We start from the raw sequence: 24260 nt of genomic DNA, 5'->3' as shown, positions 1-24260 counted from the left end.
CGCGACACCATAAAGAGGTGTAAAACTGTACCCGCGTTATTGGAAGTTAATTATCCAAAATAATGATCATCAGTATCGAATGCTCAGATAAAGTTGTCTGTTGTCTAGACTAATAAATCCACTGTTGCTGATTGTGGAATAGGCTGATCACTCCAAGTGAACAATGCCCCGTATTTTTGTAGCTCCATAGATACGATAATTTCTGCCAAATTCCGTTATCGCGAGTACAGCTATATGGCAGTATCAGGCAGTTACACGAGCACTGCGAAGTGGCTCTGAATCGCCCCTGGTTTCGTAGACACCTCCAAGCCTCATAATGAGGCTTGGAGGTGTCTACGAAACCAGGGGCGATTCAGGGTTTACATGCGCCAACGTTCATAGGCGGCGCTTTACTGAAGGTTCGCATCGGTGATGCAATCTCAAATGTGTTTGGTTGCAGTCACTTATCAAGCCGTTCTCATAATGCGGCATATCAAAAGAACCAGATGTACAGTAAGCGTTGGTATTCTTGACTTCCAGTCTCTTGGGTTGCTAGCGTAACAATTTTAAACTCTAGCTCCATGACTAGGCGCAAAGTAGACGTTAATTGTCTCATGGAATTACTAGGGATTGGCGTCAAAGGTTTGGCTCCAATTTGTTTCATTGGGATTTTCTTTGGGGGCTTGTATTGCGTTTTTGGTTACGCGTTTTTACAATGAGGGTCGGTGGCGTGGTCATGCGTTTTTAAGCCTCTAGTAGAATTTATGCAGTTTTGTTCTGATCAGTTATAGGTAAATTATATGTTTCATAAGATTGCTCAGTCTGAAAATGGATGTACCTCTGTAATAATTGAGATGCCTGCTAAGCAATACATTGAGCTTGTTGAGGAGATTTACAGGAATGAGCAGGGCGGGCTACCTGGGCAGCGTGCCGCTCTTAAGACGAAAACTGCAAAAATAATCCGAGAGCGGATGGTTACAGATATATCCAGGGGGGCTTCCTTGCCACCTGTTGTCGTAGGAGTTTTAGTTGATTCAGATAGTTATACTGCGCAAACAGAGAGTCTTGTTAGTCGGGATGATATGCTTTCTTTGGTTCGTGGTATAGAGTCATCAAGATTATCGATCATTGACGGTATGCAGCGTACAACTGCTATTTTAGAAGCCGCCAAAGAATCTGGTTACGATGGTGTGAGCGATTTGCGCGTCGAGTTCTGGATATCGGATAGTGCCAATAACTTGATCTATAGAATGTTGGTGCTGAATACTGGGCAAGTTCCGTGGGATATAGCGCGTCAACTTGAGGCCATTTATAGGCCGCTACTTGAAAAAGTAGAGGCGTCAGTTGAGGGTACGATAAGATTCTTGTCGAAGGATTCAGGGCGTCGGTCAAATCTTTCGGCTAGTGAGTACGAGTCGGAAGATGTTGTTGAGCTTTTGCTTATCTTTTCGTCGAGAAAGAGAGAGCTTAATTTAAAGGATAAAATAGCCCAGGATTTCGTCAGGCTGGATATGATCGAGTCGTCATCTCATGTCGATGTGATGCGCTATTTCACCGAGGCTATTTTGTTACTCAGCAAGCTGAATACTGCTTTCTCTAGTTTTGAAGCAGAATCGTCGTTGAGTGAAACTCTAAGTCGTTTTTCCAGTGGTAGAGAAGTGTTTCGAGCGTTTCCGGCAAAGGCTGGGTTTGTATCAGCACTTTCAATATACCTTTTCGGAAAGCCTGGCATGGAAACGGACTGGCAAGCTGTCCCTGAAAAATTCAACGTGGTTCAAAGAAATATTGCGCGTCTCATAGAAGCCATACAGGCAGCAGAATCCCCTGAAGATAAAGAGGTAGTGCTTTGTCTCGAAGACTTAGAGGAACGGATCACCGCTCATCGTGTAGCCGCATCTCAAGTGGGGCGATTTGAACGTGAATATTTTGAAAAGGCTTTTGGTGCTCTTTTCGAGGATGGTGACCTTCTTCAAAATTTCAAAGCGTGCTGGCAAGCATATTGATATGAATATTAAGTGGGATGACTACATAGCCGCAGCGACCAGTAAGCTGAGATCATTGGCTTTTAATGATCCTGGTGCAAAGCTTAGTACTGCTGGAGTGGCCAAGGAACGCATGGATGCGGCCAGTTTACTTGAGCATTTGAGGTTAGACGTTGAACGCCCGATTATTATTGGGGATAAGGGGTTTCTTGTTCCTATTCGTACGCAATCCGAAGCGTACGTCGTCCTCTATCGATTTGACGGTGGAGATGAACTCAATCGCAAGGTGGAAGAAGTAAGTCACCAACTCGATGTTACCATCTGTGAGCATATTGACGCATTCTTCTTCTTTCTAGTTAAAGAGTTGGATATTAGATTGCCAGCCTATGTAACAAAGGAGGAGGTTGAAGCACAGATAAGAACAAGCGATGCAGGCAAGTCGTCAATGGACTTTGATGACGTTATCAATTTCCATGGTGCTTTTTTTTCCTACAAGGTGACTGACTCGATATGCTCTGTGGATTTTTTGGATCTCTTGACGTGGGAGGAAGGTGGGCAGCATTCCATAGGCTATGGTGGCGATGATCCGGAATTTGGCATAGGTCGGCTTAAGAGCTCTAATGAAAGTATTCAGGTGCTCGATTTGCGTAAACTATGTCGTTCAATTATTAAACCGATTGCGTCAGCCGCTGATAAGGAAATTACTCAAGCTAGTGTTTCGCTTCAGTCGGCGGATCAGCTTGGTAAAGCCCTCATGAGTGTTCGTCCTGATAAGGACGGTGTGGTTTTTGGTCCGGGGGGTGGGGTATGTTTCAAATTTGTGCAGGAAGGTCAGGAATTTCTAGCACTCTCGCTTAGAAATTTTCACGAATTTGAAGTTAGTTCGGTTTTGGAAGCGCTCACTGAGATAGGAGTCTGTGAGGTCGAATTCGAGTGCACTCACTTCATGTCGTTTGTTCATGCTCACGGGCAATATTTAGATATTGCCCGTGAGCGCTTGTCGCGTCCAAGAGAGCTCGAAAATGCTCTTGATTTGAAGAGTACATTATCTGTTGCTCTCTCAGATGTTATATCTGTATACGAAGATGTTCGTGTCTTTGAATTTAGCGAATCTCCAAACTCATCACCTTGGGCAATTCTCTGTCATTTGGCCGCGCGTTTCAAAATGGCGCGTTCGCCTTTCATTCCTCAAGAGATAATTGAGGTTTCGCAGCGTCTATTGCTGCTGCCGTTTGTTCCGTACGAAAACATTTACTTGGCGCTCTCTGCAAGTCATTGGAAACACTCGTTTATTGAAATTTATCGAGTGGTTGAAGGCTTGTATTATTTTGGTTGGATGTACGGTGTCAGGCGAACCTTTGGTGGTGGGGATAGTGAATATGAGCTTTATCTGAAGCTCCAAAATGAGCTGTCGTGGAAATACAATGAGCGAGCGTCAATTGCTAAGCTCTTCGAGATTATTCCAAGGCGTGTGCTGGCTAATTATGATCCTGTTGGGATTGAATCGCTCTCTGCCAAATTTGAGAATAAAGAAGATGTCGCCGTCATGAAAAGATTTGCGAATCTTATTTATTCGATTCGTAATGCTAATGTGCATCAGGGGGAGTCCGATGAAGGTCCGTCTATAGAGGTTAGTGCTGACTGTTGGCCTAAATTGACATGCTGTCTTTTTTTGATTGTAGAGCATCTCTATTCAGATCATGGCCCTGGGATGCCGCGAGCCCCCGTATTGAAGCATGTCGCTGATTAGGGGGCAGGGCTTGGACCAGGGGTGAAGATATCTTGATATCGATCTCAACGGATATCCCCTCAGCTAGGGAGGCAATGGCAGATTGCTTACGTTAGCTATCCTCGGCGATTTCGTATTTCGCTACCGGTTTACAGGGATTGGTACCTATGGACATTTAGCAATAACGTGAGGGGGATTGAGGTTAATCCATGGACATCCGATTGCTCAGGCTCGAACCAATAGCGACGCGGTGTGGAAGCATGTCCATGGATAGCAATCTTTCCTTTAAGTGGATGAAGCCTTCGCTGATCTCACGGGGATCCCCGGAGACCTCATAGCGTTTGGGCGAAAGATTCGGGCGACCATTCTTCAGTGCACGGGGATTCCGGTGGGTGTCGGCATCGCGCACACCAAGACGCTGGCCAAGCTCGCCAACCACACGGCAAAGCGACTGATCGACAGGACAGGGGGCGTGGTGGATCTTTGCGATCAACGTAACCGCGACTGGACGCTTCGCAACACCGACGTGGGTGAAGTCTGGGGCGTGGGCAAAAGGATGAAGGCGCACCTCGAAGCTATGGGCATCAAGAGTGCAATGGACTTGGCCAGGGCCGATGCCTGGACGCTCCGGCAGAAGTTCAGCGTCGTGATCGAGAAGACCGCGCGCGAACTGGCCGGCACGCCCTGCCTTGAGCTAGAGGAAGCGGATCCGCCGAGACAAGAAATCTGCTGCAGCCGAATGTTCGGTAAGCGCCTGACGGATATCGAACCGATCAGGGAGGCCGTGGCGACCTACACCCATAGGGCCGCTGAGAAGCTTCGCGCTCAGAACTCCCGGTGCAAAAAAATCAGAGTGAGTATTCGTACTGGCATGTTCAACCCCAATGAAGCCCATTACGCAAACGGCGCTTTGGTTGAGCTGCCTTACCCCACGAATGATGTGCGGCTGTTGACGAAAGCGTCCACCGAGGCAGTCAATCGGCTCTTCCAACCCGGCTACAAATACAGCAAGGCGGAAGTGCTGCTCATGGATTTACGCCAGCCAGGTGAGTTCACGGGTGATCTGTTCGCGCGGTCGCAGCCCGTGATAGCCGATACGCTGATGAATGTCCTGGATGAGGTCAATGAAAGGTGGGGCAGGGGAACGCTGCGCCTTGCCAGCGTGCCCTCAAATCCCGAATGGGCCATGCGCCGGGAGATGATGAGTCAGAGCTACACCACTCGAATTGATCAGTTGTGGACAGTGCAGGCGAAATGACGACCGCGCTTGAACAGCAGCCGGCACACCTTCATGGCCGTACTGCCGGAGCGAATACAGCCGCTGGCAAGCGCTCTCCAGGGAATTATTGGGAATTATGGCTCAGCAATAATTCGCGCCAGAGGCCCGTGCTAGAGGCCTCGCCAATATTGAGCAATCCTCTTCCTGCGCAATGAGGGTGTGCTCAATGACCGCTTATACACCCTTAGCCCTGGCACATCCCGAACCTGAAGGTGCAGAGCATCCAGGCGGATCAGCTTCACCTTGAGCGAAAGCGCTGGCTGCTTCAGGATCGCGGTCTATGCTTGGTCAGGTTTTGGTGGGGCGGTGGCCCTTTCTCTGCCTGATTTGCTTTGTGTACGAGACTCACCAGGGATGGGCAATGGACGTTCTTACCTTTATTTCCGAACTGATCAAGGCATTAGCGTGGCCGGTGGTCGTTGTGACTGTTCTGGTGTTACTGAGGCCAGAATTGAAGGCGTTGGCGCCTTTCCTAAAAAAGCTCAAAGCAGGCCCTGTTGAGGCTGAGTTCGAACGAGACGTGAATCAGCTCAAAGAGATGGTCGACGAGCCTGCAAAGCCCGTCCCGCCTTTGAGCCCCGAGGTCAGGGCCTCTAAAGAATTCCTGTTCGAGCTCGCAGCAGTTCATCCGCGCTCAGCTATTCAGGAATCCTGGGTACGCGTCGAGGCGGCGGGTCGAGCAGCGCTGGCTCGAAGCTCAGCAGATCCAGGCAAGACCTATATAACTGCAGCTCGCCTGGCGCAGGCGTTGTCGGGTATCGGTGCATTGAGCGAGACACAGGTTACGCTCTACCACGAACTACGACGTCTTCGGAACGATGCCGCTCATGCGGTAGGCGCGGAGCCAACCCTGGACTCGGTGCATTCCTACATCGAACTGGCCACAGGCCTGCAAAGCCATCTGGAGAAATTTCAGCAGTAAAGCATCGAGCGCCGGCCTATCCGTTCAAGATGACTTACCATAACCGGAGAATGTCCCCAGATCCGTAGCCGTGCCCGGTGCAGGCCAAGGCTGGTGTGAGGTGTGAGCGATAGGATCAGATTTTCAGCGTTTGGCGCACCTCATCGACCGATTGCGACGCAGTCATGCGTGCTTTGTACAAAAACTGGTGTTCCCCCACTCCCTTTAGCTAGAGGCTAACGTGAAGACTTACACAGCTCGGACGCTCGTAGAATTCGTAGCGATCATTGACGGCTTGGAGGCTGATGAGCCTAATTCACTGTGGTTTCGCGGCCAATCTAATGCTAGTCATCAGCTCATACCTGGTGCGCTGCGGAACATCCACCAGTCTCACGATTACCTCGGGCGAGAGATTGATGACTCGGTAGTGACGATCAGCAGCGGCGGGACTTTCTCAGGCCCTGACTCAGAAAGGATGCTGCAAGAATTCAAGCAGCTCGCCAGACCGTTCCTTGAGCAACAGCCCTCGAACGAGTTCGAATGGATGTTTATCGCCCAACATCATGGCCTACCGACCCGATTGCTGGACTGGTCAACCAATGCTCTGGTTGCCCTGTACTTCGCGGCTCAAGGGGCTCTGGTACGCAAAGGTGATGGGATCGCAGAATGTGAGCGTTTTGAAGAGGATCACCTGAGTGAAGAAGGCTTCGCAGTCTTTTCCATCGAGCCATCGAAGATCAATAAAAAGACAGTTCTAACTTCTCGAACGATAGATATCGCCTCGAATGCAGATGCTTGGGATAAGTACATCGACCCGATGTCGAAGGACACCACTACGCTTCCTGTCTGCATCTCTGCCCCACACATGACAACTCGTATCCGTGCGCAAAGCGGTGCATTTACCCTGCATGGCGCACAAATCCCGCCGCTCGACTATTACACCGCCTTACAAGACCTGATCACCAAAATTTTCATACCCTACACGGCTACGAGAGATATTTTGGCAAGCCTGGCGAGGATGGGTATTAACGAAAGCTTTATCTATCCCAGCCTGGATTCGATTGCCAAGGATATTGCGAACGCCGCCAACCATAGATACGCAAGCTCACGCAGAAAAAAAGCGGCTAAGCGGGCCACCAAGTAGCCAGCCGGTGCCACCCATTGCAGCGGCATGGCCACCGCTAAGTGGCCATTTCTAAACATGGATCAAGTAGCTCGCCTTTGGGAAACCACGGCGCAATGGCTTTGGCAGACAGCGAGTTGGCGATGAGGATGACGCCTGCCGCGCGCACCCGCAGCAGCCTTTCCACTGCGCTGTTCACGGAGGTGTCGTCCGAGGCCCTGAGGGTAGTCATAGGCTCGAAACCCGCAGCGATCAGCTCGCGATCAATCGATTGTGCGAGTTCGACATGGAATGGGTTGTTCGGGTCGCCAATGAGCAAACCCACCATGGATGAGTGGGCAGACACCAAGCTTCGCGCCGCAAGGTTGGGACGATAGCCGAGTTGCTCCGCAATCTTGGCGATGCGATCGCGGGTTCCAGCGCGAACTCCCGGATCACCCCGTAACGCACGGGAGGTCTGCGCGCGGGACATGCCCGCTGCGAGGGCGACGTCTTCGAGTGTGGTAAATGGCTTCTTCATAGGCGGGCACGACTATAAGCCGTGCTCGCCGGACAGTACAGTCCGCGCCCGCGCAGATGTAATCGAACGATTTTGATTGTTCCTCTAGGCACCAAAGCCATGCTCCAAGCGGCCAATCAAATCGAGGGCCGTGTCGACATCAACGTCGATAGGACGCTTTTGGCCGAGGGCCCTCAATGGCCTTTGCAGCCATTGGATTGCGACAACTTCCTCGTTGAACAGCCTGATCGCAGCCTCCATCAATCTGGAATCGATAATGTCCGTAGGCTGATTGCTTAATGCCTGTCCGCTCATGGCGTTTTTGACCGCTGTTGCGAGGGTTTCTAACGCTTCTGCAAGGCGAGAGTCATGTCGAAAATCCCCCGAGTTAGGGTGGTGATCGGTACAATGATGCAGGAGCGCTTCTGCGTCGTTGCCGTTCAATTCGAGCACAATCAGCATGTCAATCCTCTCGCGGTCTGGTGGGCGTCCCGATAGATGATACGGGCATTTACAAGGCAGCATGGGTAGGTAGGTTCTGAGCATGTGAGCTCGACCGAAAATTTGTAAGCCAAACCCACACCAGTCAGCAGCTTGAGATTTTCTCTTCGTTGTCCATTTTTCCGAGACCGATGGGTAGTCCTACCGCTTCCAGCGCTCGCAGTCCTATACCCCCGATTCACCGGAGCCGCCTTGAACCTGCCAAGTAGGGCTAGGCATATTGTGCTCATTGGCTCTGCCGCGAATCACGAGTCGAGCGCTATTTTTTGAGACCGCCGAGACCGTAAACAGCCTGTCTCACAAGGGGTATCGAAAAGCTGCAAACCTGACTCGGTTCGAGCAGTTTGCCGACAAATTTGATCGTGCTGGGATTTTTAACTCATGAGGTGCAGTGAATCGGATTTGTCGGGTATCTTCGGACAGCTTCGTACAAACTGTCGCCAGTGCGACAAAAAAGTCGAATATGCGACGACTTTCGCACCCCACCCCCTTGAAAAATTTTAAGCGCGACGGAGTTTTTATATTTGAGAGCAAAAAAAAAGCGGTGATCCATCAGACACCTTTTTCAGGGAGGCATGCGGCGATCCGCTCTGCTGTTTTCTGTTGCTTTTGAGGTTTGCGTTTTGGAATTTCAGACACGGTGCTGAAGACACCATGAGGTTGCCCCGCCAGGGGCTAGAGAGATCGGTATTAAGGCCGCCAGGCCGAACTGCTTTTTCTTTGAAACCAAAAAAGCTAAGGTCAACTGAATTTTTGAGTACGGACAACTCCGTTCACTCAATTCCCAATGTCGTACAACCCGAGGTGTACAGCCTCGTCGGCGAGCTTGCGCTAAGTGAAACAGGCCCACGGAATCGTGCGTGCCGGGTGTGCAGTTGCCGATCTGTAGAGATAGCAATGTGGAAAAAATAGCAGGATTTTTCCTGGAAAAAATGTGGCCCACCGTGTGTGCATCCGCCACCGATGCGCGAGCTCTCATGCAGTCGAAAGATTCGTTCTTTAAAGAGATGAAAGAGCGCAAGGGCATGTGCTCACGGGCTTGGTTGTTCGGAATCGTCGTTGCGATTGGGTTGGGTGTATTGGGATTGCCGGCTTCCCGTTCAGCAGGGATCATCCCAACTGTAGAGTTCGCCGGTGTCATGACGTTGGCAAACTGGCTTCTCGTTGCGTGTTATGGGGTGTGTTTTGGATTGGCTGCTCGTCTGGTGGGGAGCCGACGTGAAATGTTGGCCAGCGTGAACACCTTTTTCTACCTCTCGGGCTGGCTGGTGGTACTCAAGATGTTTGAGATGCCAGCGCTAGGCGCACGCTTGAAGGCCATGACGCAGACTTGTGCTTCGCTCAGCTATGACCAAGCTGTCACGGCTGCAATCCGTCAAAGCCAGATGGCAACGGTCTCCGATTACCTAGTCTTGTTTGGGTACATATTGTTCATCCTCCTTGGCGTCATCAAAATGCAGCGCGTTCTTCATGACTTTGGACGCACGCGTGCTTGGCTATCCACGGCGGTTGGGATGGTGCTCTTGAGCGCGATGGTCTCGTATGTCCAGGAACCCATCATCTCTCAGTTGATGTGCAGCTACGCCAGTCAGTCCTGAAGGCTGTCTTTCAGAAACGTCTGGGCCACGGTCAGCAGCCATACCCAACACTGTCCTTGCTCAGGGCGCTCTGCAGCGTAACGAGGTGGCTGGGCATGGCCTGATAAACAAGGCGCCTCATGGCAACTTCGTTACTGAATAAACGGTGTAAGCGATCTCGCTCTCGCGTCCATGAGCAGTGGCACAGAGGCTGATTTACGTGGAAATTGCATCCCGGTCTAATTTGTTGGGAGCGTGCCGTGGAACGGGCTGAGCTGGAAAATGAGCTCTGGCATTGTGCTGCTCGATCGTATGGGCAGTCTTTGCAAGATGTCATTCGTGGTGCGCTTCACACCTATGCGCGTCCGCCTGGGCATGACGACATGACTCGGCTATACCGAACAAGCGTGGGCGACGCGGCCTTCAGGGCCCTGCAGGTTTGTCTGAACGACGGCTGGGGCAATGATGACCCGCTGGCATCCGTTCTCTGGGTGCGGCAGCATAAACGCGATTATCTCTACTATTGTGTCTTGCAGCGTCTGGTCAGCGATCAATTGGCAACTGATGAGATGAGGGATGCACGATTCGCGGTGGATCTCGGGTTGTAGGGCGGCCATGCTGGACGCAGGCGCAATCCTTGGGGGGGGCTTACTCAATGGTTTGGGAAAGTGAAAACTGGAAGCTACCTCTGCTGAAACTGGCCAAGCGCCTCGCGGCTCACAAGGCGACCCAGGAGCTCTCTGAAGCTCAGCTTGCCCAGATCGAGCGGGATATCTTCATAGGTTTTTACTCGGTCAGAAGGCTGACTGAAACCCCCACGAAGGTGACGGATCAGACACGAACCATGCTGCTCGCGGTCAGCAAGTTCGCCAACCTCAAGCCTGTGACCTGGCGTAATAATCATAGGCTTGACGAGCTCTATGACTTCAGCAAATACAATCAAGAAAAGCGGAGCATTCCCTTCGTTTGCGGCGGGGTCATACACAGCTTCATATTCGCACCCTGTGTCTCGGAAGAAGGCGGGCTGTCCGGATTTTTCTTCACCTCAGACCGTGAGAAAGACAAGTTTTTGCTCTTCATGGACATCGATGAGGTGATCGCGCTGTTCAGGCAAATCGGCAACGATAACCCCAGCGTGATTGAATCCTCTCGTGATCCGGTCACGGGCGTCGAGACGCTGATCGTCAAATGAGTCTAACGCTCGACTCAAGCGCATCGAGGGTGTGGGTGAAGACTATTTGCCGAGTTTCTCCGGTTGCCTAGTCGACCTTCGTTTTCACCTCAAACCGGTGCTCACCTGTGATTTGACAGTGGCACTCTGGTATCATTTTGCGACTAAATTGGATCGCATTATTGCACCATGGAGGCGTTTGTTCGGGTGATGGAAGGTGCAGAATCAAACACGATTCATGAGGCGTCCGCAGCCGCTTTGGGATTTTATTTCCAGAGCCAGTTCGCTCTACTGACGCTGATATCGCAGACGAATGATGACGCTGCGGTGGCAATCGAAAGGCTGGACGACGTAGAGCTCACGGCTAACGGCCAGACCCTTCTTTACCAACTCAAGCATTCCGTCCAAGAAAATCCGCCCCCCGTCACACTGGCTTGCGTAGCGTTGTGGAAAACAATCAAGGTATGGATTGATGCCATCCCGCTCGTGTCACTTGCTGATACGACCTTCTGCCTTGTTTCGGTCGGCAGCGTATCCAGCGACTCTCCCTTGATGGCTCTGTGTGACCCTCAGGCGAATCGAGAGACCTTGCTCAAGGCGATGCTTGAGGAAGCCAGCCGTGTCGTTGATGAGCGCACCGCTGCGAAGGCTGCAGGTGACAAACTTCCGCATGCACCACGTGTTGCGGGCTGTGAGGCATTCCTTAACCTTGACCCATCAACCCGATCGAGTCTGCTACGACGAATCCGCATTCAGCATGGCACTGTCACGATTGGGCAGATCCCTGAGGCGCTCTCCAAACATCTGCACTTGCTTCCGAAGGATCAGCGCTCCCAAGCGGCTGAGCGACTGCTTGCGTGGTGGGATCAGCAGGTGGTGTACACCCTGTGTGGCAAGCGCGACCGGGTGATTCAGCGCAGCGAAATGGAACACAGCATCTCCTCCATCATCGCGCATCTGGACGACGAAAAGCTGATCGCTGATTTCGACATGGTCAACCATCCCGATGACTATGAGTCTGACGGTATGCTCTATCGCCAGATCGCTTTGGTTCGGGGAAGACCCACTGATGTCACCAAGGCTGTCCGTGAGCAATGGAGGGCGACGCAGCAACGGGCGAAGTGGATTGTCGAAAAACCTCAGATGCGGTCGAAGATCGTCAGTTATGACGCAAAGCTCACCGAGCGTTGGTCGGATCTCCACTCTCGAATGGCAGAAGATTGTGAGGGTTTAGATCATCTCGAAGTCGAGGCCAAAGGGCTGGAGCTTCTGCGCTGGGCTCATGACCATGCCCCCAAGGATGTCGAGCCGATTGCGCCGAGCTGGAGCGGGCACTATTACGTGCGGGGCACTTACCAAGTGTTGGCGATCGACCGGCTTGTGGGGTGGCATGTCGACTATCTGAACCTCCTCAAGGATTAGAGCATGGCCATTGCCCACGATATCTATGCCGAAACCAACCCGGCCTATTGTGCTGCGTTACTGACCCACTTTGTTTCAGAGTACTGTTCTCGCAGCAACACGCCGCCAGACCTCACGTTGTGCTACGCAGCCTTGCCGCTGGCACTGTCAGGTGACCTAGCGTCTACCTTTGCGGGTACCGATCGAAGGACGGGCCTATTGGAGTGGCTGCATCGAAGCCCCTTCATTCAGATCCGGCTTGCAGATCGAGTGAATGGCTCCCTGGATATCGTTACCCAGGCGATCCAGTTTGCATGCTTCAGCCAATTGCTCATGGTCAATGCCGAAGGTCGACTCGTCTTGGGCGCAGCCTCGTTGCGCAAAGTTCTCACCAAGCAATTGAGTGAGGAGACCCGGAACATTTTCAAGAACATTGACCGCCTGGGCTGCTGGTTTGCCCTGGCCGGCACTACACGGACTGTATTCGACATGATGGGGCTAGAATTGTGAGCCGCTGGAACATCTCAAACATCTTTTTCATCGGCGATGGCGGGCGGGTTCGCATCCTTGATCTGCGGCTCGGTGAGGTGAACATTTTTACCGGTGCCTCCGGTACCGGTAAATCAACCCTGATCAAAGCCATCGATTACTGCCTTGGCTCCAGCAAGTGCGAACTCGCAGCTCATGTGAAACGCCACAGTGTGGCGGTCGGTGTGAAGTGGGTGCTGGATGGCGCGCAAATGATTACGGCTCGCCTCGTCCCGCCTGTTGGCCAAGGCACCAGCACCAAGATGTTCGTCAGCAATGGGCGGAATTTGCCAATTCCCGAAGCTGTTGACCAGCTCCAAGGTGCTACGACGGTCGATGCGGGTAAAGCATTCATCGAACGAGCATTTGGCATCGGCGGTGTGTCTGACGTCTCCGATGACAAGATCGCCCGTAAATGGCGCCCAACGGTGCGCCACGCCACGGCCTACATGTTCGTTCCCAAGGATGTCATCTATAACGAAACGGCTTTGCTTCATGGGCTGGATCAGGCTGACGAAGCTCCGGCGATCATCGAGACGATGCCCTATTTCTTGCGGGTCGTGAACGAGGACAGCGTGCTCCAGGAGCGGCGTTTGCGCGATCTTCGCAAGCAGCTTGAGCGAGAGGAGCGACAGCAGCGAACTCGCCAGGCAGCCGGCAGCGAGTACAAAAAACACGCCATGCGCTTGCTGCTCGATGCTAGTCGCAGCGGCCTGTGCGACCTCCCCTCGGACGATGCTACCGAGCAGGAATTGGAAGCCATCCTGCAACGGGTCAAGCGGATCAATGCCAAAGTGGTGTCGAACCCCAACGAAAGCGAGCTAGGTAACCTGTACGAAAAGCGGCGCAGCCTACTGAGTGACATCGAGAAAGCGCGCAGGCAATCCCGTGCGACCCGGTCGGCGCTTCAGGACATGGTGGGTTTTCAGGGCGCTGTCCAACGCCAGTACGAGAAACTGAAGATCGCCGAGCATCTTCAGCCAGCTTCTGGCACCTGTCCGTTGTGCGACACACCGACGGAGCGTGGCATTGCGATCTCTGAAGCGATCCACCAGTCCATCAAGATCGTGCGATCGGAAAGCGTTGCGGTAGAGAGTGTCAGGCCGCGCTTGATCGAACATGAAGACTCGTTGCAGATCGAGATCGATCGACTGAATATCAAGCTGCGTGAAACCGATGAGCGCATCAAGACTTGGGTTCGGCAAAGTGATGAAGCCAAGCAAATGGATAGCTTGGCCCGATACCATTCGCACCTGCTGGGTAAGGTGTCACAGTTTTTGGAGATGAATCCGACCAGGCCCCAACCAGGCTCTGACCTGAGCGTGCTGCATGAGCAGATTCACAGGCTCGAAGCGCTGATCGACAGTAACTCCAAGCAAGTGTTGCTCTCGCGCGCCGAACGCAAGGTGTCGCAATACCTGTCGGAGGCGTTCGCAAAGTTGCCTACGGTCGCGCCATGCATTGGGGCAGACCTTGAGTTTTCCTCCAAACCACCTGAGGTCGCGATTATCGAGGAGGGCACAGGAGCCGTTCTCCGGCTGCATGATGCAGGGTCGGACGAAAACTACCTGGCGATCCATATTGCCCTGTCCTTCGCGCTGCAGAAGTACTTGGGTGAAATCAATGCTCCAGTACCAGCCTTCCTCGCGTTCGACCAGATTAGCCGACCTTACTACCCGCAACGTGGGGAAGACGAGTCGTCGATTGGAGAAAACGAAGAGGTATCGGCCATGCGTCGACACATCGACTTCCTTTTCAATGAGACGGCTGCCCAGGAAGGTCTGCAGGTACTGCTGATTGAGCACGCCTTCTTCGGCGATGACCACCGTTACGTCGCCGCTACTCGCAAGCGGTGGAACAAGCTCTCTGAGGATGCCTTGATTCCTCGGGATTGGCCTAGGAGGCCAGACACCATTTGACAGCTCACAAATATGGCCTAATGCGGCGAGCGCATTTATAGCCCAAGCTGGGAATAGTCCCGTGGCTGGATCGCGGGTATCCAGCATGGCAAAGCAGAACAAGTAATCGTAGAAGATGAGATATAACCCAATGAACATGAGCGACTAAAGCTCAACAGCGACTGCGAGGTAAACAAGGATGGTGGACTTCAACAAACTCAGATCGCAGTCTCAGCGACCTGCACCTATCGATCCCCTGGAGATCTTCAGGCGCATGCCCAAACCTCAGGGCATCAATGATCTGTACACCAGTCAAGCAGAGGTGCTGGAGGCGTGGTTCCAGAGAAAGGATGAGCGTGACACGGTGGTCAAGCTGCACACCGGGGGCGGGAAGACCTTGGTTGGTCTGCTGATTGCGCAGTCGACCCTGAATGACCTCAAAGAGCCCGTTCTGTATCTGGCTCCGACCACGCAGTTAGTCAAACAGACCTTGGAAAAGGCGAAATCGCTGGGGATTCTCGCTGTCCCATACATACGAGGTCAGCCCCTGCACGACGACTTTGTGAACGGCAAGGCTGTCATGGTCGCCTCGTACAAAGCTTTGTTCAACGGCCATAGCAAGTTTGGGGTTCGTGGGCAGAAAATGCCCATTCGAGTAGGTGCCGTAATCCTCGATGACGCCCACGTAGCATTCTCTGTGGTGCGCGAGTCGTTCACCCTTGAGGTTTCCTCTGAGAAAGACAAGGAAATGTACGAGGCGCTGTGCACCTTGTTCCGCAATGCTTTTCGAGACATCGATCGACTAGGCACTTTTGACGACACCGTTTCAGGCCTCAACAGCGGCGTTGTGGAAGTACCTTATTGGGCCTGGAATGAGCAGTTGGATACCGTACGGGGAATGTTGCGAGGCGACGGTGCGAACGTTCCGTATGCTTGGCCATTGCTGCGAGACAATCTGCATCTGTGCCATGCGCTGATCAGTGGCAAAGCTTTCACCATTACGAGTGTTCTGCCCCAGGTAAACAATTTCCCCACATTCGCTGATGCTCCACGACGTATCTACATGTCGGCGACCATCGCTGACGATAGTGAAATTGTCCGCACATTCGACGCCGATCCTCAGCTCGTAAACAACGCGTTAACCTCTAGGTCTCTCGCGGGAATCAGTGAGCGGATGATCCTGATCCCAAGTCTGATGCCCTTCGATTTCGATCCGCAACAGGTCGCTAAGTCAACGCTCAAGCAAGTGGCTGGGATGAACCTTGGGGCGGTGGCTTTGGTACACGCCAACTATGCTGCGCAGGCATGGACTGACACTGCCCAGTTCGCGGAAGGCTCAGACCAGGTGGAGATCGCGATCGAGGCGTTGCAGTCGCGTAGAACCAATGGGCCATTCGTATTTGCCAACCGTTACGATGGAATTGATCTACCCGGTGACTCTTGCAGAGTCCTGGTGATGGAAGGGCTTCCCTCCGGCACGTCTGATTATGAGCTGTTACGTGCTGCGACCCTCTATGGTGGAGCTACCATCAGTCGCATGCTCGCTCAGCGGATAGAGCAGGGGATCGGACGCGGAGCGCGTGGGGCTGGCGACCATTGCGTAGTGCTGCTGCTTGGCTCGGACTTGGCTGGTTGGATTGCCAAGGACGCGAACTTCAGGCTGCTCACGAGCGCGACTCGGGCACAGCTCGAAATGGGGTCGACGGTCAGCAAAGAAGTCAGTGACGTCAACGAGTTGACCAATACAATCGCGCTCAGCATCAATCGGGACATCGGATGGGTTGAGTACCATGCCGCAACCCTTGCGGAAAACGTTGGGCCAGAGGCGCCCGACCCGAAGCGGTTCAATACGGCCTCAACGGAGCGCAAGGCCTTCAACCTTTGGGCCGACGGCTTTTACGACAAAGCGATCGAACGCCTGGATCAGGTAGCAGGTGCTCAGGGCGCGGTGGATGACCAGACACGTGGCTGGTTGTACCAATTGGCAGGCCGTATCGCAGAAAACTGGGGGCAAACCGAGCGCAGTGACGAGCTCCAACGATCGGCGTTTTCGGCGAACCGCAACCTTTTGCGTCCACGTACGGCTCCTCCCTACCGGCCCCTGGCGTCTCCTGGTGCACAAGGCGCAGCGATTGCCTCTCAGCTACGTGGATACCGGATCAGGCGTGGCCTGCTTCAACGCTTTGAGGAGGTGGTGTCCAAGTTGCACGGCAGCGCCTCTGCCAATCAGTTCGAGCAGGCGCTCGCAGAACTCGGTACCTTGATAGGGCTTACTACAGAGCGCCATGACGTTGGTGGGGAAGGGCCAGATGTGCTTTGGCTGCTCCCCAACAAGACTGCTCTGATCCTGGAAGCAAAAAGCCGCAAACAGGAAAAAAACCCGTTGACCAAGGAGGAGCATGGTCAGCTTCTGGTCGCAGAACAGTGGTTTGTCCGAAACTACCCCGGCTACTCAAGTCATCGTGTGGTGGTGCACCCCACGAACAAGGCAACCCCTGCAGCGTCAGCGAACGAGAGCTATGCGCTCACGCTTGATCGGTTGAACCAACTGGTTGCTGAATCCAGGGTATTGCTGAAAGAGCTGTGTGAGTCTCAGTTGACCGACATCGAGCTTGAAGGGCAGTGTCAGCTTTCAATCGAGCACTCGCCAATACGGGCAGACAGATTGGTCAACTACCTGGTGCCTTTCGTGGAGGCGTAGAAGAGAACGAACCTCGCAGCGCCGCCGATTGAGCCAATCCCCTGGTCACTGTGCCCTTGGGCGACAGCTTTAATCGGTGGTTGTTGAACAGCTACACGTCATTGATAAGATCTAGCGAGAATAGTGCTCATCTATCTGATTTAAATGGAGAAATTAGATTTTTTTGACCAGTAACCTTCAGAAGGTTACTGGTCAAAAAATCTGGTTTACACGGGCGCTCGGGGCTAGGGGCGAAACCCTGTCCGATGCCAGGTCATATACAATCAGCGGGTGCACTAGATGGAGACGGCTCATGCCTACCGATCATGATCGCAAACATCCGACTGATGAGTCCGACGACGCCAAGCAGGCTCAGCGGGCTGAGTGGCTTGAAGCCAACCAGCGGGCTATCCAGGCCTACAACCAGCGTGTCGAGGACGGGCGCCTTTTCGGTGATGACGTACGAAACTTCTGATTTGTCAGCCATTCATCAGTCTGCCCAGGCCCTGTCATTGGAGCACCCTGATGCATGGGGATGGCTTCACCAGCCCGCGTAATGCGTGATGAGCCGCGCCCACATCGAGAGCGCGTCTTGATCCGAGCGGAGCACCTGGATCGCCTCGGCGGCTGATATCTTGGTCGGGCAGCCACCTTTAAGATAAAAATCATCTGTCCCTTGCGTATACAGATGCAGCAGTGTCAGCACCATCACGCGCTGTACGTTGTTCATCTTCCGATACGCGCTGCGCATTGCCTTCAACGCCTCGGGGACAGGCTCCGAGAGGTCGTGGTCGAAGCCGCAGGGGCGCATCGTGTAGTGACTGGCTTGGCTACCGAATCCGAATGGCCGACTTTTTGTGAAGCATTCGCCCAGCTTGTAGTGGTGAACGATATCCCAAGCAACCTCGCCGAATACCTTCCCGCGTTGCTCGGCTGACGGGTATATCGGAGCGGGTATGCCACAAAGGAACGCCAGGGCTGTGTACTCGATACCGTCCAGGAGGGGCATTTTTTCAACGAGATTGATCAGCGTGTAATCGGGAAAGCGACCGGCTGCGAAGATGGGATTGATCGTGGCGTAGGCGACAAGTGCGACCGGTTTATGGGAGTGGTGGAGGTAGCCGTAACTTGCGGTCTGTATGTCCGAGAACGCCCAGATTCCCGGGGACTCTTCGTGAACCCCCAGTTGGTGAAGCAAGGCCATCGCTTCTTCCGAACAGTCGATTGTGTAGGTCATCCCTGTCATGCCTCTGGCTCGTGATCGTGAGGCCGGTTGGTGAACACTTCACCGTCCAGCCGACGCGTGCTGCCAAGGAAGATAAAGCAACTGTCCTGGTTAGAAAATACTCACCAAAATGGTGAGCATGGCTGGTGGTATATACAGTGTTATTTTTGACCTTTTTGCTACCAACTGATGGGGGACTCAGCGCGAGAAAGGGGCGTCTGGCTAGAAGGCTTGTGCCTTTAGATGAACGATGCCAGTCGCACAACAGGCAGCGTGTGCGAGTAATCATCGACCACCCGCTGCAAATGTCTCAGGGTCTCTTCGTCCTGGCACTCATCCGCACGCAGGACTGTCTTGTAGATCGGATCGAAACCCTTGCACGGCATCGAAAATCTGCCGTCGGGTTGGAGGGTCATTTGCCCGGAGACGGCGAGAATGGCGAGATAACACTTGCCGTCTACAGTCAGGTCTAGCTTCGTCACGACAATCGCTTCGTAGGCCTCTGTTCGGTCTCCTGCAGGCCAGTACACTCTGGCTGAAGCCTTGTTGTTCATGTAGGCAAAGAAGGGCCAAATAACGTTGTAGCCTTCCAGCAGCTCCGCCAGGCTGATGTTCAGCTCGCCCCGGTCACCGAATGCTGTCTTTATCTTGAGCAGACTGTCGGCCAGTTCCAGAGCTCCCGGAAATGCCGGCAGGTTCGAACCATTATTAATGGTGGCAGTGATCCGGGGGCGGCCAACAAATTCAAACTCCACCCCCAGCCCTTCAGGCTGATTCAGCATGGCGACGATCTGAAGGTAGGCGTGAAGGTCTTCCAGTTTGACAGGGCTTTCTGGGTCGAGAGTTGATGCGAATTTGGCGCTCGCGCCATCCGCGCTGAGGTACCAGTCAAAAAGACCGCAATCGATACGGGCCTGCAGTACGTGCGACGGCACACTGCCGTACATGGCGCTGACGTAGGCCGCTGCAGGCACTTGGACGTTATCGCCTGTGCGCCTGCTGCGTAGCGTGAGGGTACCCGTGGCCATGGGCGGGGAGGGATCAACGACAAGCGTTCCAACTGGGGTGTGGTGGTGACTTCGGGGATCCTCAAGACCAAACCGCTGTAGAGCGAAGAGCATGTCCTGCATCTCAACCGTCCCCCCTCTGCCCATGGTGGCCTCAATCATGGCTTCCACGCTTTCCCGGCCAACCAGTTGGAAGCGTATTTTGCCTGCCCCATCCTCGTAACCAACGCTTCTCAGGAAGCGTTGCTTGGTATCGGTATACGTGGCCTGGGAGTTGCCAATGGCACGGAGGAATTCGGTTCTGAGTGCGCTGGCCTCCTGCAGGTCGATTTCTTGGCCCAGGGCAAAATCGATTTGCATGGTGCGCTTGTGCAGATTGCCTTCGTCGCCCGCCACCGTGTGCTTGTTCACACGCTTCAGAATCTGCCGGATCAAGTCCTCGTCAACGTGCCTCAGGAAGGCCCTGGTCGGCACGTGCCCTTGGGAATAATCCATCAGCAGGTAGAACGCTGGGAGGGGGCTGCTTGCCATATTGCGCAGGTTGGACAGAGAAACGCTTACTTTGAGCGAGCTGGTGGTGGTCGATTTGATCTGGACTACCCCGGTGATAACAGGCTCATGCAGCGTCGCCTGGCTCAGGGGAACCCCCGCCCGGTCAACCTCGATCAGGACGTCCCACCCATGCCGGTCGGTCTGGGATTTGTTGGCTGTGATGCCTTGCGTGGCGCAGACTGCCATGAAGTAGTGCTCGCCACCCGTTCCAATATCCACTTGATTCCCCGCTCACCAAATGTGTTCGATACCATCGAAATGGACACTACCAGAAACGCGCTGCGCTGGCTGGCGGGGGAGTGGTAGCACCTACGGCAACGTTCAGATTGGGTTGAAAAACGTCCCTTGGTTTTGGCTTGCGACGTCGAAGTTTGGAGTAGAAGCTGGCTCAGCTCAGCCTCATGTTGGACTGAGTCACTTTTGCCCATAGGAGCTTCAATGAATCGACTGCGTCGCATGTTTAGCCAAGCCTTTGCCATTCCCTCCACCAAGCAGGCCCTTTTTGCGATCGCCATGTGGCCAATCTTGTACGCCGCTGCCTGCTACGAGACCCCGCAGTTGGCGGATTACCTGAGCGAGTTTGTTGGCATCCACATCAGCATGATGAAGTTGTACGTGGCGGGATGCGGCGCATACTGTCTGCTGCTGAGTCGGCACCGTCTGCTCAATAATCGCTACTTCGTGCGCTACGCTGCGAACATCAATCGTCATCGTGAGCTGACTATGCTGCAGCAAGGCATGGTGGTTGCCGGTCTGGCTCACCGCGCTGAATATCAGGCAGTGATCGCTGAGCGAGACGAAATTACTGGGCGATTAGGCTTTCTCGTCGATGCCGACAACTTTTATCGCAAGCTGAATGGATTGGTTGACCTCATGCGCAAAGGCGTCAGTGAGCTCGGGCGTTATGTCCATTGAGGCTTGGGATTGTCTGCGAGATATGATTCGGGCCGGCTTAATCTGACGTGCAACCAGGGTTCGGTCAGAGGTTGGTCAGGGGGGCGTCTCGCGGGTGATGCGAGGCAAGACGGAAGCGGTAGGGTTCAGGGGTGGTTCGACGAAATGAGCGTAGTGGCTTACTCAGATGCAGACCTGGAGAAACGGATTTCTAGGGTGCAGGCCGATCTAAAGTCGTGGGCGGAGTCTCATGACATCTGGTATGACAGTGGCTTCACTACGTATGCGAAGCGGGTCGGTGCAGAGCCCGGCCAAGAGGCGGTCATCTTCGTTTTATACAGTTCTGGCCCTTTAGCACAGATGCTGGATGGCGATCTGGATCCCCCTTTGCGGGCTCAGCTTGATCAGATCGCCGACAGGCACGGTTTCTGGTACGAGAACTACGACGGTGTCTCTTACTATTTCTTCGCGACAACGGATGAGCTTCAAACCGCCTACGACGCGTACTTTCACTGGAAGTGGGTGTGCAGCCTTATCGTCGAGGATTTTGGCGACTTGTACGGCGAGCTTTACCAGTACTTTCACGCTCGCCCGGAGCGCCTGCACAACCTACATCACAGAGATTTCGAGATATTTTTGCATCGGCTCTTTCAGAGTCAAGGCTATGAATCGGAACTTGGGCCTGGCGTCGGGGACGGTGGGGTCGATGTCAAGCTGCTTCAACGCGGGCCTTTGGGAGACACGCTCGCCTATGTCCAAGCCAAGCGCTATTCACCATCCAACCCAATCGGGCTGGAGGCTGTTGCCGCTCTCCGGGGTGTCGTGGCGAATGATGGTGTAGATCGCGGCATCTTTGTCACCACCTCGCGGTACTTGCCTAGCGCTGAGGCTTTTGCACGGCGGTCATCTGGGGTGCTTGAGCTCAAAACATCGAATGATGTTGCCCAGTGGTGTAAGGATGCTGAAGGTGGGGTGATCAAGGATAAATCGACGCTGATTTCAGACACTCATATCCTGTCTGTTTTGCGTAAGGTCGAGCGGGGGCAGCATGTCAGCGTCCTTCATGCCCGGTCGGGCTATTCCACCATTGGAAACGTGTTTGCCCTGGTTCTCAAAGAAACTCGGCACGCAGCTCTGTTGTTGATTCTTCCAAAGGTTAACGTGGGTGGAGCCCCTGGTGCGCTTGAAGGGCACGAGGTTCCGATGCTCGACGACAGGGTGCTCGGCTTCAAGAATTCACACACGGTTTTCAGAGGCAAACGAAGGGTCGATGACCATGGAGCGGTAAGCTACTGGGATGGCCGGAATCTGTTCCATGTCTGGGATAGACGCCCCTGTCACTTCAGTCTTCTGGATTGAGGGCTAGCAGGAAGCGCGGAATCCCATGCGGATTGTTCCACCGTTGAGAACGCCGTCCACCCGTCAATGCTTCTGCATGATTGGCTCTTTATGACCGGCTGCGCATGACTGGTTCTGCGTAACATCTTGGATCGAGCACAAGGGTCATTAGCTGCGTTGGATCGATGCACCTCGGCATACGGTATAGCAAGGATCTGCTGGTAGACTTGCGGGGTAGTTATGGCGAAACCAATGACTTGGTTTTATGCCGGAATATCCCCCACCAGAGCCATATAGAGACCCGAAATGAGCGACACTTTGACTGAGGAAGAAATGCGCGCGGCTTTGTTCGGGCCGGCAACCGTTTCGCCTGCTGAAGTGCCACCACCGCAGAAATCTATTGACCCTCCACCAGCGTTAGCGCCGAATCCACAGGCCGGCGTGAGGAATGCTAAACCTCGCCCGGTGGCCAAAGCGGTACGTTCACGTGGGCGGCTCCGGGTCACCTTACACGTCACCAAGGACTTCGAAGGCGCGGTCGAGGTCTTCACCCACGATGCGGACACGTTGAGCTCCTTGCTGGCCGAGCAGGAGGCGCGAGCGGCTGCGAAGAAACGCAAGTTTCGGTATTTCGAGCTCGTGTCCATCGTGCCGGTGTGATCGGCCTTTCTAGTTTTGAGGCTGCGGGCATCCAGCGGGGCTTGCCCGGTAACCTCAGCGTCGGTTGTACGCCAGCACGTGCTCTGCGAACGCCATGAGATCAGTGAAGTCCTGACCCCCGTTGCGGTTCAAGAGAAAGCCTTGAATGCCCACTGCTTGCGGCCCAATGCGATCGCACTTCTCTGAGTCGCCAATCATCATCACCTCATCTGCGGTAAGGGTGCTGGTGTCTTCCATCCCGAGTAATTCACAGGTCGCCCTGTACAGGAACGGCTGGGGTTTCAACGCGCCCACAGCGAAGCTGAAGCCATAGGCGTCCATCGTCGGATAGTGGTGCCGCACAGGATTGGCGTAGGGCGCGGCCAGATTCGAAGCGACGGCCACCCTGATGCCCTCCGCCTGAAGTATCTCTACAGCGCGCAGCCCATCGTCGTAGGCTTCAATGCTCTCCAGCTCAGCCTTGAGCACCGACTCGATCTCGGCCAGATGGTCGGCGCTGATCTTGATACCGAAATGCTCTGCTGCCTGCGCCAAGTCGAGATGACGGGTCATGATCTGGTGCACGTCATTCGCCTGCATCTTTCGCCCTTGGCGCGCGCCCTCTCTCAAGAGCTGGCGATAAGGGTGCCTGCCATTGGGGATCCGCAGCAGGGTGCCGAAGGCGTCATAAAGTATGAATTTTACTGGCATCGAGCAGGGGCGCCTTGATCATCGGTGGGGGGGGCGAGCCCCAATGGCCAGGCAGGATACATCGGATCAGCGCGTCGGGCAGCTTGGCTGGGTTGGCCTATGCGCTTGGAGCCGCATGTGGTGGGTCGTGTCAGCGGCAGCTCAGTAGGGGCATCTTCAGGGAATGTCTCGGTATTATTTACATATCATGTTTATGCGTGTTGGTAGACATATTTTAAATTTGTGTGCGCGTTTTGTATAACTTTTTCATTGTTTATGTGTGCGGCTGAAGTTTGGGGGTTGATGTTTTGTCGAGGTTTGCGAAATTTCGATTTGGTTGTTGTGTTTGAGTTGGGCTGTTTGTGAGGGAGGGGTGTTTGTCATGGGTAATGGGGCTGGATATTTGGCTGCGCTCTCGCGCCAAGCATAGGGTCGTGAAAGGGGTAGGTGAGGGAGTGTCTTCTATATGGTGACGATATTGCAGTTTTTACAATTTATAAAGATACGGGGGCTTCAGGGGTTTGGAAGCACGAGGCGCGACGAATTTTGGTGTAATTGATACAGTCTGCTGAGGTTGATGATGTCGATTCTTTCTTGGAGCTTTACGAGCTAAATCAATAAGTTGTGATTTTTGTTGGTGTTAATTTTGTAATTATTCCAGTTTGGT

Annotated in this window: 19 protein-coding genes and 1 pseudogene; 15 read left to right on the top strand and 5 right to left on the bottom strand. The window is 53.7% G+C overall.

Annotated features, from left to right (window positions below; translation table 11 throughout):
• The first annotated feature begins 779 nt into the window (after positions 1–779).
• The 5 genes and pseudogenes from PVV54_RS18490 (at position 780) to PVV54_RS18470 (ending at position 7014) form a co-directional block, all read left to right on the top strand.
• Positions 780–1982, top strand: a complete 1203-nt coding sequence (locus tag PVV54_RS18490) for a hypothetical protein (protein ID WP_274906637.1) — start codon at positions 780–782, stop codon at positions 1980–1982.
• Positions 1897–3711, top strand: a complete 1815-nt coding sequence (locus PVV54_RS18485; RefSeq protein WP_274906636.1) for a hypothetical protein — start codon at positions 1897–1899, stop codon at positions 3709–3711. The genes PVV54_RS18490 and PVV54_RS18485 overlap by 86 nt, the downstream gene beginning before the upstream one ends.
• Before the next feature lie 268 nt (positions 3712–3979).
• Positions 3980–4948 (top strand): annotated as a pseudogene (locus PVV54_RS18480) (DUF4113 domain-containing protein); the annotation flags it as partial.
• Between the two features lie 382 nt (positions 4949–5330).
• Positions 5331–5891, top strand: coding sequence for a hypothetical protein (locus PVV54_RS18475; RefSeq protein WP_274906635.1), 561 nt, complete (start codon positions 5331–5333; stop codon positions 5889–5891).
• Between the two features lie 220 nt (positions 5892–6111).
• The gene (locus PVV54_RS18470; protein WP_274906634.1) at positions 6112–7014 is read left to right on the top strand and encodes an FRG domain-containing protein; all 903 of its coding nucleotides are present in this window, start codon (positions 6112–6114) and stop codon (positions 7012–7014) included.
• 37 nt (positions 7015–7051) lie between these two features.
• Here the strand turns inward: PVV54_RS18470 and PVV54_RS18465 are convergent, their stop codons facing one another.
• Positions 7052–7513: a LacI family DNA-binding transcriptional regulator gene (locus PVV54_RS18465; protein ID WP_274906633.1), complete on the bottom strand. Its 462-nt coding sequence runs from the start codon at positions 7511–7513 to the stop codon at positions 7052–7054.
• 84 nt (positions 7514–7597) lie between these two features.
• The gene (locus PVV54_RS18460; protein WP_274906632.1) at positions 7598–7954 is read right to left on the bottom strand and encodes an antitoxin Xre/MbcA/ParS toxin-binding domain-containing protein; all 357 of its coding nucleotides are present in this window, start codon (positions 7952–7954) and stop codon (positions 7598–7600) included.
• An 899-nt stretch (positions 7955–8853) separates the two neighbouring features.
• Here PVV54_RS18460 and PVV54_RS18455 point away from each other — a divergent pair.
• The 7 genes from PVV54_RS18455 (at position 8854) to PVV54_RS18425 (ending at position 17723) form a co-directional block, all read left to right on the top strand.
• Positions 8854–9591: a hypothetical protein gene (locus PVV54_RS18455; protein WP_274906631.1), complete on the top strand. Its 738-nt coding sequence runs from the start codon at positions 8854–8856 to the stop codon at positions 9589–9591.
• A gap of 634 nt (positions 9592–10225) precedes the next feature.
• Positions 10226–10762: a hypothetical protein gene (locus PVV54_RS18450; protein ID WP_274906630.1), complete on the top strand. Its 537-nt coding sequence runs from the start codon at positions 10226–10228 to the stop codon at positions 10760–10762.
• Between the two features lie 189 nt (positions 10763–10951).
• Complete coding sequence (locus tag PVV54_RS18445; protein WP_274906629.1) at positions 10952–12163, top strand: ABC-three component system protein; 1212 nt, start codon at positions 10952–10954, stop codon at positions 12161–12163.
• A gap of 3 nt (positions 12164–12166) precedes the next feature.
• The gene (locus tag PVV54_RS18440) at positions 12167–12652 is read left to right on the top strand and encodes a three component ABC system middle component (protein ID WP_274906628.1); all 486 of its coding nucleotides are present in this window, start codon (positions 12167–12169) and stop codon (positions 12650–12652) included.
• Positions 12649–14589 (top strand): DUF3732 domain-containing protein, encoded by a 1941-nt coding sequence (locus PVV54_RS18435; protein ID WP_274906627.1) that lies wholly within the window; start codon positions 12649–12651, stop codon positions 14587–14589. The genes PVV54_RS18440 and PVV54_RS18435 overlap by 4 nt, the downstream gene beginning before the upstream one ends.
• 253 nt (positions 14590–14842) lie before the next feature.
• On the top strand, positions 14843–17269 hold the full coding sequence (locus tag PVV54_RS18430) for a DEAD/DEAH box helicase (protein WP_274906626.1): 2427 nt from the start codon (positions 14843–14845) through the stop codon (positions 17267–17269).
• A 292-nt stretch (positions 17270–17561) separates the two neighbouring features.
• Positions 17562–17723, top strand: a complete 162-nt coding sequence (locus PVV54_RS18425; RefSeq protein WP_274906625.1) for a type II toxin-antitoxin system CcdA family antitoxin — start codon at positions 17562–17564, stop codon at positions 17721–17723.
• Positions 17724–17789: 66 nt separating this feature from the next.
• On the opposite strand, the gene PVV54_RS18420 is transcribed toward PVV54_RS18425, so the two are convergent.
• Both PVV54_RS18420 and PVV54_RS18415 read right to left on the bottom strand, forming a co-directional pair.
• Positions 17790–18485 carry a hypothetical protein gene (locus PVV54_RS18420; RefSeq protein WP_023099156.1) on the bottom strand — a complete coding sequence of 232 codons (696 nt, stop codon included), beginning with the start codon at positions 18483–18485 and terminating at the stop codon, positions 17790–17792.
• 227 nt (positions 18486–18712) lie between these two features.
• Complete coding sequence (locus tag PVV54_RS18415) at positions 18713–20251, bottom strand: hypothetical protein (protein ID WP_274906624.1); 1539 nt, start codon at positions 20249–20251, stop codon at positions 18713–18715.
• Between the two features lie 219 nt (positions 20252–20470).
• Between PVV54_RS18415 and PVV54_RS18410 the strand changes: the two genes are divergently transcribed.
• From PVV54_RS18410 to PVV54_RS18400, 3 genes are all read left to right on the top strand, one after another.
• Positions 20471–20947: a hypothetical protein gene (locus tag PVV54_RS18410; protein WP_274906623.1), complete on the top strand. Its 477-nt coding sequence runs from the start codon at positions 20471–20473 to the stop codon at positions 20945–20947.
• A gap of 144 nt (positions 20948–21091) precedes the next feature.
• A complete protein-coding gene (locus PVV54_RS18405) occupies positions 21092–22285 on the top strand; it encodes a restriction endonuclease (RefSeq protein ID WP_274906622.1) in 1194 nt (397 codons plus the stop codon).
• Positions 22286–22570: 285 nt separating this feature from the next.
• Positions 22571–22924 (top strand): hypothetical protein, encoded by a 354-nt coding sequence (locus PVV54_RS18400; RefSeq protein WP_274906621.1) that lies wholly within the window; start codon positions 22571–22573, stop codon positions 22922–22924.
• 54 nt (positions 22925–22978) lie between these two features.
• Here the strand turns inward: PVV54_RS18400 and PVV54_RS18395 are convergent, their stop codons facing one another.
• Entirely contained in the window at positions 22979–23614 is a 636-nt protein-coding gene (locus PVV54_RS18395) for an HAD family hydrolase (protein WP_274906620.1), read from the bottom strand.
• Positions 23615–24260 lie beyond the last annotated feature (646 nt).

It is taken from the genome of Pseudomonas sp. PSKL.D1, assembly GCF_028898945.1.
Lineage (GTDB): Bacteria > Pseudomonadota > Gammaproteobacteria > Pseudomonadales > Pseudomonadaceae > Aquipseudomonas.
Note: the sequence above shows the minus strand (reverse complement) of the source record. Positions and strands in the feature narration are given on the sequence as shown.

Coding starts and splice junctions, on each gene's coding strand:
- PVV54_RS18490 (WP_274906637.1), top strand. CDS start 780: ATGTTTCATAAGATTGCTCAGTCTGAAAATGGATGTACCTCTGTAATA.
- PVV54_RS18475 (WP_274906635.1), top strand. CDS start 5,331: ATGGACGTTCTTACCTTTATTTCCGAACTGATCAAGGCATTAGCGTGG.
- PVV54_RS18465 (WP_274906633.1), bottom strand. CDS start 7,513: ATGAAGAAGCCATTTACCACACTCGAAGACGTCGCCCTCGCAGCGGGC.
- PVV54_RS18460 (WP_274906632.1), bottom strand. CDS start 7,954: ATGCTGATTGTGCTCGAATTGAACGGCAACGACGCAGAAGCGCTCCTG.
- PVV54_RS18450 (WP_274906630.1), top strand. CDS start 10,226: ATGGTTTGGGAAAGTGAAAACTGGAAGCTACCTCTGCTGAAACTGGCC.
- PVV54_RS18445 (WP_274906629.1), top strand. CDS start 10,952: ATGGAAGGTGCAGAATCAAACACGATTCATGAGGCGTCCGCAGCCGCT.
- PVV54_RS18440 (WP_274906628.1), top strand. CDS start 12,167: ATGGCCATTGCCCACGATATCTATGCCGAAACCAACCCGGCCTATTGT.
- PVV54_RS18430 (WP_274906626.1), top strand. CDS start 14,843: ATGCCCAAACCTCAGGGCATCAATGATCTGTACACCAGTCAAGCAGAG.
- PVV54_RS18425 (WP_274906625.1), top strand. CDS start 17,562: ATGCCTACCGATCATGATCGCAAACATCCGACTGATGAGTCCGACGAC.
- PVV54_RS18420 (WP_023099156.1), bottom strand. CDS start 18,485: ATGACCTACACAATCGACTGTTCGGAAGAAGCGATGGCCTTGCTTCAC.
- PVV54_RS18410 (WP_274906623.1), top strand. CDS start 20,471: ATGAATCGACTGCGTCGCATGTTTAGCCAAGCCTTTGCCATTCCCTCC.
- PVV54_RS18405 (WP_274906622.1), top strand. CDS start 21,092: ATGAGCGTAGTGGCTTACTCAGATGCAGACCTGGAGAAACGGATTTCT.
- PVV54_RS18400 (WP_274906621.1), top strand. CDS start 22,571: ATGAGCGACACTTTGACTGAGGAAGAAATGCGCGCGGCTTTGTTCGGG.
- PVV54_RS18395 (WP_274906620.1), bottom strand. CDS start 23,614: ATGCCAGTAAAATTCATACTTTATGACGCCTTCGGCACCCTGCTGCGG.